This is a genomic window from Halomonas sp. AOP13-D3-9, from assembly GCF_052379125.1.
Classification (GTDB): domain Bacteria; phylum Pseudomonadota; class Gammaproteobacteria; order Pseudomonadales; family Halomonadaceae; genus Vreelandella.
Genome location: NZ_JBQSYH010000002.1, coordinates 326,056 through 338,263 on the forward strand (window position 1 = coordinate 326,056; position 12,208 = coordinate 338,263).

The window sequence follows — 12,208 nt, forward strand, 5'->3', positions numbered from 1 at the left end:
AGACTCCTAAAAGTTAGCTTCGCAGACTCAAAATAGTGTCAAAAATATTAGAAGCCGTGTCAATTACGCGTGCGTTCGCTTGATAAAACTGCTGAAAACGGATCAAATTAGCAGCTTCTTCATCTAAGCTAACGCCAGATTCAGACTGTTGAACTGCCTTTAATTGATCGGTTAATCCTTGCCGAGCATCTAAATTTACTTGGACAATATTGGTTCTATTACCCACATCGCTCACAATCGCTGCGTAGGCACCACTGACAGAAGCACTACCACCCACAATCGATTCAGCCTGCATATTTTGCAGTGCTAGGGCATTACGATTATCGCCCACACCTTCCGCCACCCAGTCAGCCGGATCATCATCTGGATTCGCGGGTTGACCAGCTGCAATTTTGTCTACATCAGTAATGTTGGTATCCATACCGCCAGCAGCGCGGCGAACGGGCTGTATTTCAAAACGATCTCCATTTTGAACCGTATTAAAGTCAGTAAATACGACATTGACCCCGCCAAAGCTTAGGGTGTCTGAAGCATCATCGAATTCAAAATCGACTAACGAGCCATCATCTTTACGAGTAACTTCCAGCGCTGGTGGCGTTGCTGCAGCATCAGTCACTTTAATAGAGTAATCGGTTGCTCTTAGTGCCTTGATATTATCCGTATCAAAGGTCGCTTCAACGCTAGCGCTGCCGCCATTATCAGCATTGAAATAAGCATTGGGCTTACCTAAACTGAAAAACGCTTCGCCTTGGTCTCCTTGTAAATCTACCCCTTGCTGATGCTGCTCATTAAGCGCTAATGCCAATGAGGTAGCGAGCTGGCCAATTTGATTCTGCGTTTTATCTAGCGTTTCTGAGCGAAAACTCATCAAACCGCCCAATGCCCCACCGCTAATCAAACCCTCGTCTAAAGCGACTAAATTTCCATTTCCTTGCCCCCCCTCCCGGTACCCCACGATGACTCTTTGCGGATCACTTGGCGACTCTATCGCTTCAAGCTTATAAGAAGTACCTCCGGTAACGAGCGGCTGGCCGTTAGGCAGCGTTAGGTTATAGGTTTTACCATCTTGGATATTTAGGCGAATATCCATTTTTTCATTCAGCTCAGAAATCATCTGATCACGCTGATTTAATAGGCTGTTTGGTGCTTCGCCTAATTGCGCTCTTGCTAGAGAAATTTCACGGTTGAGCGATGCGATCTGGGTCGTCGTATTGTTAATCTGAGTGATTTCATCTTTTATTTGGCCATTAACACCTGACTGCAAATCTTGGAGATAACCATCAAACGAGCGAAATTGAGATGACAAGGTATTAGCTGAACCTAAAACACCTTGTCGTGCAGCAGGGTCAGAAGGCGCGCTAGCCAAATCTTCAAGCGATGAGAAAAAATCTTGCATCAATGGTGCCAAACCAGCCTCACGATCAGCCAGCAAATTGTCAATTTGCGTGACTTGCGTGCTATAGGCACTCAAAGCGCTCGATTGCGATTTGGCATTATTCAACTGAGCCGCAACAAAAGTATTGTACTGCCGCTCAATATCGGCAACACGCACACCAGAGTTATTACTTTCGTTAAGAACCGTAATTTCTCGATTATAGCCAGGTGTATAAACGTTACTGATATTATTGCTAGTAGTATTCAGGGCATTCTGCGCGGCATTGAGGCCGCTTAAGCCGATCGAAAACATGCTCATGGTTCAATTCCTTAGGCCAATACCTATATATGATTTAAATATCGGCACTGCGCAGAAAAACTTGAGGAAAGGGTTAACGAGAATCGGCTAGTAAGCTGCCAGCTGCGTTAAGTGGCCCCATAGTATTCATCACCGCTACCAACTTATCGGCATAGCGTGGATCCGTCGCATACCCTCCACGCTGGAGTTCTTGAGCCGCCTGCTCAGCGGTTGGCGCTTGTGTCACACCCGTGTAGCGGGGATTGTTGCCAATCAGATTGGCATAATCAGTAAAGGCGTGTTCATACGAGTCATAAACGCGGAAGGTATCAACCACCTGCGTCCGCCGCCCGTTAATATACTCGTGTGTCACAATATCGGTTGTTTCGCCCTGCCAATGGTTACCCGCTTTGATGCCAAATAAATTATGGCTGTTATGACCATTTCGAGTCGCAATTTCGTGCTTGCCCCAGCCAGTTTCCAACGCGGCTTGGGCCAGGATTAACTCAGCGGGCACCCCGCTGGTAGCGCTAGCCGCCTGAGCAGGAGCCGCCAGTGTTTGCATAAATTGATCTACGTGCGGCAGCTGCCTTTCTGACTGCTCTCGGCTAGTGGCGGATTGCGCAGATACGGCTTCAGCCTCCTGGCCTTGGCGCTCAGCATCTAGCTCCGCCAAGAAACGGCTCTCTGAGGCCACTTCGGGAACTGCTTTATCACCAGGATTAAGCGGGCTGTCCAATATACGCGGTGTTCCACGCGGAATACCGGCAATCAATGCCTGAGTCTGTTGATCAGCGGTGGACGATGCGCTTTCATCTTTTGGAATCGCCCCCTCACGTTTTAGTTGCTCAATCAGCACATCCGCAAGCCCAACCCCTTTAGATGAAATGACCTGTGACCACTGTTGATCCAACATCTGTTGGTAAGTATCCGTCGCGCTGCTGTTCATCAACCCGGACGTTGGGATCGCATCGCGCATGCTTTTCATCATCATCTGTACGAACAGTGCTTCAAACTGCTGGGCTGCCGACTGCACCCCCGCTTCGGGATCAACCCGCGCGGTGTGTTGAAGCCGCTGAAAGCCCTGCATATCAAGCGCAAATTGATTGCTCATATCAGTCGCATTCATTAGATGACCTCCAGCTCAGCACGCAGCGAACCCGATGCTTTCAGCGCTTCTAGAATCGACATTAAATCCTGAGGTGTGGCGCCTAACGCATTCAAGGCATTGACCACTTCGTTGAGCTGCGCGCCCTCTACGATTTGCAGATAAGCCTCTTGCTGCTCAATATTAATATCCGCATCAGGTACCACTACCGTCTCACCCTCTCCAAAGGGATTAGGCTGACTAACACCAAACTGGGTATCAATCATGATCGATAGACTGCCGTGTGCCACCGCCGCTTCTCGCAATGTGACAGCACTGTTCATGACCACCGAGCCGGTACGTGAATTGAGCACAACCAGCGCCGGTGCTTCAGTTGGCGTTACCTGAACGTTTTCAACACGCGCCATAAAGTTGACCCGCGCATTATCATCTGTAGGGCCGTCAAGGGCGATGACTCGGCCATTACGTGCGTAGGCCACAGACTGGCCAAACTCGTTATTAATCGCCGTCACCATGCGCTGAACGGTGCCAAAGTCGGAATCATTCAGCTGTAATTCCAGCATCCCACCGTTACTGCCCAGATTAAGCGGCACCTCTTTTTCCACCAAGGCGCCGTTAGGAATACGCCCCGAAGCCTGCTGATTGATCTGTACACTGCTGCCTCCGGCTTCTGCACCCGCGCCACCCACCAACATATTGCCCTGGGCAATCGCATAGGTATCACCGTCGGCACCCTTTAAAGGTGTCATTAACAGCGTACCGCCTCGCAAACTGCGTGCGTTGGCTATCGATGAAACCACGATATCTAAACGCTGGCCCGGCCTTGAGAACGGTGGCAAATCAGCCGTCACCATCACCGCTGCGACGTTACGTAGTTGCAAGTTCGTACCTGAAGGAACAGTTACGCCCAATTGGGAGAGCATGTTGGTCAGACTTTGACTCGTGAACGGCGCTTGGGTCGTTTGGTCACCGGTACTGTCGAGGCCAACCACTAAGCCGTAGCCTACCAATTGGTTATCGCGGACACCGGCAAAGCTTGACAGTTCTCGAACGCTCTCTGCCTGTGCAGGTAACGCCAATAGGACAATCAACACTAAGGCACTCAGTTGGAAAGCCCATGTATTGCTTATTCTCAGGCTACTTATCCACAAACTACTTACACGCATCACTATTGACCGCTGTCGCTTTTTCATTGAAGGGCCTTTTGTTGCTGGGCCTGTCATTGGTGGCTCCCCATAGAGCTAGAACGGCGAGACGTTTAAGAAGAAGCGTTGTAGCCAACCCATGTGCTGCGCTTCGTTAATATATCCATCGCCCACATACTCAATTCGTGCATCTGCCACCTGAGTGGAAGGCACAGTGTTTTGTGCGGTAATCGTGCGCGGGTTAACCACACCGGAAAAACGAATAAACTCAGTACCTTGGTTGATGGCGATTTGCTTCTCGCCACGCACGCGTAAATTGCCGTTATTCATTACTTCTAATACCGATACTGTGATGGTCCCGGTAAACGAATTATTGGCCTGCGACCCACCGCTGCCGGTAAAGTCATTCTCACCGGAAATATCAAAGCCATACTCTGCGAGCGTATCAAGAACATCCGGCAATTGTGCTAGTTCCAGACTAGCGCTGCCGCTGCGCCCTGCATTGGACTGCGAGTTTTTGCTGGCACTGACCTCTTCATCCAACACAATGGTCAAAATATCGCCCATAGCACGCGGTCGGCGATCTTCAAAGAGAGGCTGATAGCCTTGCCTCGCCTGATAAATAGAGCCATTGGGAAGGGGAGGCGGGCGATCAACAATACTGATCTGCTCTTGCTCACCCACAACTGAGGCTCTGGGAATCTGAGCGCACCCGGCAACAACTAGCATTAAAAGCACCAGCCCTGCTAGCGCAATACGACGTGACATGTGGTGCAACTCCAACATAACCCAACCTATAAGTAAGCCCGATGAGCAACAGCCGTTACAGCTGGCTTAAGCGTGCCAACATTTCATCGCTGGTGGACACCGCTTTACTATTAATTTCATAGGCGCGCTGGGTCTGAATCATATTGACCATCTCTTCAACAACATTGACGTTAGAGGTTTCCACGTAGCCTTGGAATAATCGCCCAGCACCATTCATGCCAGGCATATTTTCGTTAGGTGCGCCTGAAGCCCCTGTTTCAAGATAGAGGTTTCCCCCAACACTTTCTAAACCAGCCGGGTTAATAAAGGTACTGACGGTGATTTGCCCAACTTCATTATCAATTGCAACGCCTGGCTGGCGGACACTCACCGTACCATCTTCACCTACATTCACTGACAGTGCATTGGCCGGCAAGAAAATCGCAGGTTCAACGGGGTAGCCATTGGCGGTTACCATTTGACCATTCTCATTTAGCTGAAAACTGCCGTCGCGGGTATAAGCCGTCGTACCATCGGGCATCAATACCTGGAAGAAGCCTTCGCCGTCGATCGCTAGATCACGCGAGTTTTCTGTCTGCTCTAGCCCTCCTTGTGTATGTAGTCGCTCAGTCGCTACGGCGCGCACACCGGTACCGACCTGCATGCCAGAAGGCAGGCGATCCTGAATATTATTCTGAGCGCCTGGCTGACGCATATTCTGATACAGCAGATCTTCAAAAACGGGACGTGAGCGCTTGAACCCATTGGTACTCACGTTAGCTAAATTGTTTGAAATCACGTCTAGCTTGGTTTGCTGAGATTCCAAACCGGTTTTAGCGGTCCATAAGGACTTAATCATAATTATGCTCCTTTGACCAACTGACTCATGTCAGCTCTGAATGGCCAACATCAACCTTGAATAGATAGAATCCCGTTGGCGCGCTGAGCGTTTTCGTCAGCGGTGCTGAGTACTTTCATCTGCATATCGTAACGGCGTGCAATGTCAATCATCGATACCATGGCATCGACAGCGCTAACGTTACTGCCTTCAAGCGCACCACTCACCAACTTGGAATTTTCGTCAGCAGGTAGGGCTCCCGGCTCACCTTCTTCATTAGGAGGTGCACGAAACAGGCCGTCTTCACCGCGCGTTAAGTCTCCCTCTGCAGGTGTCACCAGCTTAATGCGCCCCACCTCGACCAGTGCTTCCGGCCCTACCCCTTCAGGGATGGCACTAATCGTGCCGTCGGCACCGATGGATATCTGCGCCCCTTGCGGCACGGCAATTGGGCCGCCTTCGCCCATCACTGGTCGTCCAACGCTAAGCAGAACGCCATCATTGTCAATCTGCAGGTCACCACGGCGTGTATAGGTTTCAGTACCGTCATCGGCCTGTACCGCCATCCAAGCGTCGTCCTGCATAGTGACATCAAGCGTGCGCCCGGTATACTCAACAGGGCCCTGAGAAAAATCACTGCCGGGCGTGATAGTCATCACTGACGCCCGCGTTTCCAGTAACGCCTCACCTTGCACGGGAACAGAACGAGCCGCCTGTAGCTGGGCACGAAAACCAGTAGTGCTCACATTCGATAGGTTATTACTCACTACCGACTGCTGATCCATGCTGTTTTTGGCACCACTCATGGCGGTATAGAGCATTCGATCCACGTTACTGACTCCTTAACTAAATGACCGATTATTAAAGATTAATAATGGTCTGCAGGAGCTCGTCCTGAGTGCTAATTGATGTTGAGTTCGCCTGATAAGCACGCTGGGCAACAATGGTATCTACCAGTTGCTTTGCCAAATCAACATTAGAATTTTCGAGCACGCCAGACTCAATGGTGCCAAAAACACCGGTACCACCTGTGCCAATAATACCTATACCAGACGCATTGGTTGCACTCCACGCGTTATCACCAATAGACTGCAAACCTTCTTCGTTTGCAAAATTAGCCAACACGATTTGCCCTGCGTCACGACGTTCTTCGTTGGTATAAATACGAATAACACGACCATCGCGAGTTATTTCTAATCCAGCGAGGCTGCCAGAGGTATAGCCATCTTGCGTCAGCGTATTTTGCACAGAATTATTATTGAACTGGGTAGTTCCAGTCAGTGCAAAATCATAATTAAGCGGATCAGCGCCATCACCCACGATAAATTCTAAATTTGCAAAGGCTTTCGTTAGGCCTGCATCGTCAACCGAGTCTTGATTAAATGCCTCAGCGGCATTTTGGCCATTAGCGGATGCGCCATTTACTGCGAGTGGTACTGCCGCACCAAAATCGAGTTGATACCCTGCAGCCGCGATACCTACCACATCATCTTCATCACGAGCCCCATTGCCTGCATCGTCAAGGTCGCTATATTTAGCAAGCTGTCCATTGCTGTTAAACCTCAGCCAGAACGAATTTTCCAGATCTTGGGCACCACCACCAACGCCATCAAATGCAAGTTTTCCATCAACAGCTTGAAAAGCCTTCCAGGTATTGTCATCTACCTTTTCATAATACATCGTGATATTGCGTTCATTACCCAAGGAATCGAAGGTAGTAAAGCTATTTGAGTAGTGATAAGAGACATCAAGCTCAAGTGCATCACCAGCTGCATCATAAGCACCAGCATTATCAACCGTAATTAAATCACCATTTTCATCCACTGCTTGGACTGTTGCTTGCTGCAAGCCCTGACCGGGCACTGTACTAGCATCTAGGTTATAAGTAGCCGCTACATCAGCAGTAGCTTTAGCAGGAATGTCGGCCGATGGTATATTCAGTGCCTCAGGGGCTCCTCCTGGAACAACAGCTGAAAATGGGTCATTAGCATCAGACAGGCCATATCCCGTTAATCGCTGTCCGGATGCATTGACCAAAAAACCTTCATTATCTTGGCTAAATTGACCGTTTCGGGTATAAGCGACTTCACCGTTTGTTTGTTGAACACGGTAAAAACCTTCGCCAGCCACCGCTAGATCCAAGGTACGTCCCGACGTTTCTAAATCACCCGCAGTAAAGTCTTGTCGAACATCTGAGATTTTGACACCCAGACCCACCTGGCTGCTTGCTCCAGCAAATACGTCAGCAAATATTGCACCAGAGCTTTTAAAACCCACAGTTTGGGAGTTAGCAATATTATTACCTAAAATTTTCAGGTTTTCTGACTGTGCATTCAGACCGCTTAGTGCTTGAGAAAAACTCATTTCATTCTCCTAAAAGACAATTTATGCTACTAAATCAAAGAATTTGTTTAACATCATTCAGGCTGATTTGACCATAAATCGCCCCTAGGTCCAGCCGAACACCACCGTTAACATCGTTAGGCGTCACGCTGTTAACGATGGCATAGTTTAGTTCTGTCGATTCAATTGCTTCACCCTCAGCGTCCGTCGCCTCTAGCTGAACGGTATAGCGATTACTTGCAACCACTTCACCCTGGTCATTCTTCCCATCCCATTTGAAAGATTGCACACCCGCATCAACCGCCCCTAAATCATAGCGACGGATAACCTGACCGCCCTGACCAACAATCGTCGCTTGGACATTGGAAGCGGACTGGGCTAATTCAATACCGAAAGGTGTTGAGTAAGGTTGACCTTCGCTATCTTGCTCCAACATGATTTGACGCCCAGGCACCATGACGCCTTGGCCAATTAGGCCGCTAGCCTGCAATGCCTGATTGGCATCCATCTGACTGGTAATACCCTCTAACGTGCTATTCAGCTGCTCAATACCACTCACTGTGTTGATTTGTGCGATTTGAGACGTCATCTCCGCGCTTTCCATGGGTTTAAGCGGGTCTTGGTTTTGCAACTGAGTAATTAGTAGTGTCATAAAACTATTACGCAGCTCGTCTGATTGGCTCTGCTTTAGCTGAACACCACCACCATTGATATTCGACAAAGTGGTTGGATCAATAGTACTCATTGTTATCCCTCTCCCAAAGAAAGCGTCTGCATCAGCATCTGCTTACTGGTGTTAAATACTTCAACGTTGGCTTGATAGGAGCGCGAGGCAGAAATCATGTTGACCATTTCATGTACCGGCTCAACGTTGGGCTTTGCCACGTAGCCATCTTCATCCGCCGCCGGATGGTTAGGCATATACTCCATACGCAGCGGCGAATCGTCTTCCACCACCTCGGTGACCCGCACGCCGCCAACGCCATAGCGATTGCCCTGCGCCTGAGTCTCAAACATTACCTGCTTCGCTCGATAGGTTTCACCATCCGGGCCGGCAACACTGTCGGCATTGGCCATATTGCTGGCAGTCACGTTCATGCGCTGGGACTGGGCGCTCATTGCCGAACCGGCAATATCAAACGTAGAAAACATCGACATCGTTGATTAACTCCTCACTAATTTGGCCTGGACTATTCGGGCTGCATGGCATTTTTAAGCCCTTGAATACGACTGTTGAGCATCGTGAGTCCAACTTGATAACGCACAGCGTTATCAGCAAACTGCGTGCGCTCACGATCCATATCAACCGTATTTCCATCCAAACTAGGTTGGTCGGGAATGCGGTAAAGTAAATCGGCGTTGCCTGCTCCACGCCATGCGGGTCCTTCTCCAGCAATATGGTGTCCAGCGGTGCGCGCCAGTGTCAGACCACCGCCAGCATTACTAGATGCACTCTGAGTACCGTCTACTGCTTTTTTCAGCTCACTAGCAAAATCAATGTCACGCGCTTTGTAGTTAGGCGTATCGGCATTGGCAATATTAGCTGCCAACACTTCGTGACGTGCCTGGCGTAAACCCACGGCTTGCTGATGAAAATTAAAGGCAGATTCCAGTTGATCAATCATGCCGACCCTCGCTTTGAGGCAAAAAATAAAATGGATTTTGTTGATGATGAAGAATACGTCTGGAACTGTCAGCCTAAAGCATGGAACAGCTGGCGTTTCCACCAGCATTTCGCGTGATACGCCTGCTACCTTTTCGCTACACTAAGCAATGACTTCTCCTCGTTGTTCTCCTTTCTCCAGTTCCCAAGCAAGCGGCCTCAACATGCTACGACAGCGCTTCACTAAGCCAAGCACTCTTCGCTTTTGGCAGGTAGTCCTCTTCTTGGCAATCTTATGCGTCACTTCCTTAACCACAGCTCAGGCTAATAACGACAACCTTCTCCAGCAAGTGCACAGTTTTTTGTATGCAGAGACACAGGCACTAGGTGAGGAAGTGGTGATTAACCTACAGCCACCCTCCCCACATTTGCCTGAATGCGTTCAACCGGAGCCTTTTTTGCCCAATGCAAATCAAGCGCCCTTAGGCCGTGTTTCCGTAGGGGTACGTTGCGGTGAAAACGGTCGACAAGTCCGCTACTTGCAGGCCCAAATTGATGTCATTGGCAGCTACATGGTGGCAGCAAGGGATATTGAACGGGGCACACTAATTACGCCAAACATGCTCAGCGAGCGCGATGGTAACCTTGGTGATCTGTCAGCTCAGGCTTTGACCGATGAAGAAGATATTGTGGGTAAAATCACTCAGCGTCCCATTCGTAGTGGCAGCGCCTTTTTAGCGCACTATTTACAAGCCCCCCATTTAGTTGAACGAGGGCAGCGCGTTACTGTCATAGCTCAGGGCTCGGCCTTTCGCGTTTCACGCGAGGGCGAAGCACTTGAAAATGGCGCTCTTGGCGAGCAAATTCGGGTGCGTTTTGGTTCACGGGAAATCATGACTGCGCGTGTCACTGAGCGCGGTGTTTTGGTGGTGGATTTTTAACTCAACGCCTAAAGTTATACTGAGCACTGCCGATATATTGCTATACAGGCTACATTAAGCGCCAAGCGCATCGACGTTGACGATGAGGCAGACAACGTGAATATTGATAATATTAATCCGCTGCTACGCTCCAACCAAGCCCAGCAGCGCAATGAAACACAAAAAGCTGATAGCGTACAACCCGCAGAATCAAGCGGTACGGCTCGCGAATCAACTCAGTTAAGCCAATCAAATATCGACGAATCTCAGGATATCGATAGCGCTAGAGTTGAAGAGATTCGTGACGCCATTCGCGAGGGACGCCTTGAAATGCGTGCTGACCGTATAGCCGAGGGCTTAATTGCCAATCTCAAAGATCTATAAGGGGACATTGTAATGAGCCTTGCATCCCTGCTTACCGATCAACAACAGCGCCTTGATGCGCTTACTTCGTTGTTGTCCAGTGAGCAAAATTTATTGACGCAAGGGGACATTGACGGTGATGCGCTATCTCAAGTCGCATTAGAAAAACAGTCATTATTGGCTGAGCTAGAGCGTATTGAGGCTGTGCGACGCAATGTGCAAAAGCGTCTTGGATATGCCGAAGGTGCTAACGGCGCCAGGGCGGCAGCCCAGGATGCGGGTTGCCTGACAGCGTGGACACGCTTGCTAGAAAAGAGTGAGCGAGCTTCGCGTATGAATGAGCTAACCGGCCAAATGCTCTCAGTACGGATGAAGCATAATCAAGACATGCTCGATTATATTCGTCAAATCGCAGAAAAAACGCTTTATAAGCCAGATGGTCGTAACAGCGCCCAACCTGGCAAAATCAACGCTTCCGCCTAATCTCTCTCGACAAGTTCTTCACATGACGTTTCAATGAAAGCCTTCATTAGCAGGATTTCAAAGGCTTCTCATGTTCAATTTACTGCCTCACCATTTTACAGCGCTGGTTGTCGGTGCATCGGGAGGGATAGGCGCTGCCATCATTGAGCAACTACTATCCTCCTCTCAGGTTGGCCACGTTATTGCGGTAAGCCGCCAAACACAACAACTTGATCACCCTCACCTTACTCATCTAACACTTGATATTTCCCAAGAGCAGGATAGGCAGGCGCTTAAGAAAGAGTTGGCTGCCCAGCCGATTCACTTATTTTTCAATGCCATCGGCATCCTGCATGATGAAGCTCTACAGCTACTACCCGAGAAGCGCCTTGATCAGCTAAGCGCTGAGAATCTAGCACACACAATGAACATCAACGCCTTTGTACCGATCCTTCTGCTGGCGACACTGCAGGACTCGTTCAAAGGGACACATCCGGCAGTGATTGCCAGCCTTTCCGCCCGGGTTGGCTCAATCGAAGATAATCAGCTAGGCGGCTGGTACAGCTACCGTGCCAGCAAAGCGGCTCACAATATGCTGATGAAGACAGTATCCATTGAGTTCAAGAGGCTTAACAAGCAGTCCATCGTGCTATGCCTACACCCTGGCACCACCGATACCGCTCTCTCCAAACCCTTTCAAGCCCGAGTGCCTAGCGAAAAGCTTTTCACGCCCACATTTGTAGCAGAGCAAATGCTGGCCGTCATCGCTCAGCGAACGCCCGACGATAGCGGTACCTTCTGGGCTTGGGATGGCCAGCCTATCGAGTGGTGAGGTGTGAGGTGTGAGGTGTGAGGTGTGAGGTGTGAGGTGTGAGGTGTGAGGTGTGAGGTGTGAGGTGTGAGGTGTGAGGTGTGAGGTGTGAGGTGTGAGGTGTGAGGTGTGAGGTGTGAGGTAAATAGTAGACATAAAAAAATCCCCCAAGGCATCAGCCCTGGGGGATTTTTCA

At 49.7% G+C, this 12,208-nt stretch carries 14 protein-coding genes; 4 read left to right on the forward strand and 10 right to left on the reverse strand.

Going from position 1 to position 12,208, the window contains the following annotated elements; translation table 11 throughout:
• Positions 1–13: 13 nt before the first annotated feature.
• The 10 genes from flgK to flgB form a co-directional block, all read right to left on the reverse strand.
• The gene (gene flgK, locus ACT3UM_RS03665) at positions 14–1,693 is read right to left on the reverse strand and encodes a flagellar hook-associated protein FlgK (protein ID WP_498896198.1); all 1,680 of its coding nucleotides are present in this window, start codon (positions 1,691–1,693) and stop codon (positions 14–16) included.
• Between the two features lie 73 nt (positions 1,694–1,766).
• Entirely contained in the window at positions 1,767–2,801 is a 1,035-nt protein-coding gene (flgJ, locus tag ACT3UM_RS03670) for a flagellar assembly peptidoglycan hydrolase FlgJ (RefSeq protein WP_498896200.1), read from the reverse strand.
• Positions 2,801–3,874, reverse strand: a complete 1,074-nt coding sequence (locus tag ACT3UM_RS03675) for a flagellar basal body P-ring protein FlgI (protein WP_498896202.1) — start codon at positions 3,872–3,874, stop codon at positions 2,801–2,803. Before ACT3UM_RS03675 ends, flgJ begins: the two co-directional genes overlap by 1 nt.
• Positions 3,875–4,021: 147 nt before the next feature.
• Positions 4,022–4,711 (reverse strand): flagellar basal body L-ring protein FlgH, encoded by a 690-nt coding sequence (locus ACT3UM_RS03680; RefSeq protein ID WP_498896204.1) that lies wholly within the window; start codon positions 4,709–4,711, stop codon positions 4,022–4,024.
• Positions 4,712–4,748: 37 nt separating this feature from the next.
• Positions 4,749–5,531 carry a flagellar basal-body rod protein FlgG gene (gene flgG, locus ACT3UM_RS03685; RefSeq protein ID WP_498896206.1) on the reverse strand — a complete coding sequence of 261 codons (783 nt, stop codon included), beginning with the start codon at positions 5,529–5,531 and terminating at the stop codon, positions 4,749–4,751.
• Positions 5,532–5,581: 50 nt separating this feature from the next.
• Positions 5,582–6,340: a flagellar basal body rod protein FlgF gene (locus ACT3UM_RS03690; protein WP_498896208.1), complete on the reverse strand. Its 759-nt coding sequence runs from the start codon at positions 6,338–6,340 to the stop codon at positions 5,582–5,584.
• Positions 6,341–6,371: 31 nt separating this feature from the next.
• Complete coding sequence (gene flgE / locus ACT3UM_RS03695; protein ID WP_498896210.1) at positions 6,372–7,874, reverse strand: flagellar hook protein FlgE; 1,503 nt, start codon at positions 7,872–7,874, stop codon at positions 6,372–6,374.
• A gap of 34 nt (positions 7,875–7,908) precedes the next feature.
• The gene (locus ACT3UM_RS03700; RefSeq protein WP_498896212.1) at positions 7,909–8,598 is read right to left on the reverse strand and encodes a flagellar hook assembly protein FlgD; all 690 of its coding nucleotides are present in this window, start codon (positions 8,596–8,598) and stop codon (positions 7,909–7,911) included.
• Between the two features lie 2 nt (positions 8,599–8,600).
• Positions 8,601–9,011, reverse strand: coding sequence for a flagellar basal body rod protein FlgC (flgC, locus tag ACT3UM_RS03705; protein ID WP_498896214.1), 411 nt, complete (start codon positions 9,009–9,011; stop codon positions 8,601–8,603).
• A 32-nt stretch (positions 9,012–9,043) separates the two neighbouring features.
• A complete protein-coding gene (gene flgB / locus ACT3UM_RS03710; protein WP_498896239.1) occupies positions 9,044–9,478 on the reverse strand; it encodes a flagellar basal body rod protein FlgB in 435 nt (144 codons plus the stop codon).
• A gap of 202 nt (positions 9,479–9,680) precedes the next feature.
• Here flgB and flgA point away from each other — a divergent pair, with 202 nt between their 5' ends.
• From flgA to ACT3UM_RS03730, 4 genes are all read left to right on the forward strand, one after another.
• A complete protein-coding gene (flgA, locus tag ACT3UM_RS03715; protein ID WP_498896216.1) occupies positions 9,681–10,397 on the forward strand; it encodes a flagellar basal body P-ring formation chaperone FlgA in 717 nt (238 codons plus the stop codon).
• Positions 10,398–10,493: 96 nt separating this feature from the next.
• Positions 10,494–10,760 (forward strand): flagellar biosynthesis anti-sigma factor FlgM, encoded by a 267-nt coding sequence (flgM, locus tag ACT3UM_RS03720; protein ID WP_498896218.1) that lies wholly within the window; start codon positions 10,494–10,496, stop codon positions 10,758–10,760.
• A 12-nt stretch (positions 10,761–10,772) separates the two neighbouring features.
• Entirely contained in the window at positions 10,773–11,222 is a 450-nt protein-coding gene (locus ACT3UM_RS03725) for a flagella synthesis protein FlgN (protein ID WP_498896220.1), read from the forward strand.
• A gap of 70 nt (positions 11,223–11,292) precedes the next feature.
• Positions 11,293–12,033 (forward strand): SDR family NAD(P)-dependent oxidoreductase, encoded by a 741-nt coding sequence (locus tag ACT3UM_RS03730; protein ID WP_498896222.1) that lies wholly within the window; start codon positions 11,293–11,295, stop codon positions 12,031–12,033.
• The last annotated feature ends 175 nt before the right edge of the window (positions 12,034–12,208 follow it).

What these genes read in the sequence shown, in the direction of transcription:
- flgK (WP_498896198.1), bottom strand. Translation starts at nt 1,693, where the DNA reads ATGAGCATGTTTTCGATCGGCTTAAGCGGCCTCAATGCCGCGCAGAAT.
- flgJ (WP_498896200.1), bottom strand. Translation starts at nt 2,801, where the DNA reads ATGAATGCGACTGATATGAGCAATCAATTTGCGCTTGATATGCAGGGC.
- ACT3UM_RS03680 (WP_498896204.1), bottom strand. Translation starts at nt 4,711, where the DNA reads ATGTTGGAGTTGCACCACATGTCACGTCGTATTGCGCTAGCAGGGCTG.
- flgG (WP_498896206.1), bottom strand. Translation starts at nt 5,531, where the DNA reads ATGATTAAGTCCTTATGGACCGCTAAAACCGGTTTGGAATCTCAGCAA.
- flgE (WP_498896210.1), bottom strand. Translation starts at nt 7,874, where the DNA reads ATGAGTTTTTCTCAAGCACTAAGCGGTCTGAATGCACAGTCAGAAAAC.
- ACT3UM_RS03700 (WP_498896212.1), bottom strand. Translation starts at nt 8,598, where the DNA reads ATGAGTACTATTGATCCAACCACTTTGTCGAATATCAATGGTGGTGGT.
- flgC (WP_498896214.1), bottom strand. Translation starts at nt 9,011, where the DNA reads ATGTCGATGTTTTCTACGTTTGATATTGCCGGTTCGGCAATGAGCGCC.
- flgB (WP_498896239.1), bottom strand. Translation starts at nt 9,478, where the DNA reads ATGATTGATCAACTGGAATCTGCCTTTAATTTTCATCAGCAAGCCGTG.
- flgA (WP_498896216.1), top strand. Translation starts at nt 9,681, where the DNA reads ATGCTACGACAGCGCTTCACTAAGCCAAGCACTCTTCGCTTTTGGCAG.
- ACT3UM_RS03725 (WP_498896220.1), top strand. Translation starts at nt 10,773, where the DNA reads ATGAGCCTTGCATCCCTGCTTACCGATCAACAACAGCGCCTTGATGCG.
- ACT3UM_RS03730 (WP_498896222.1), top strand. Translation starts at nt 11,293, where the DNA reads ATGTTCAATTTACTGCCTCACCATTTTACAGCGCTGGTTGTCGGTGCA.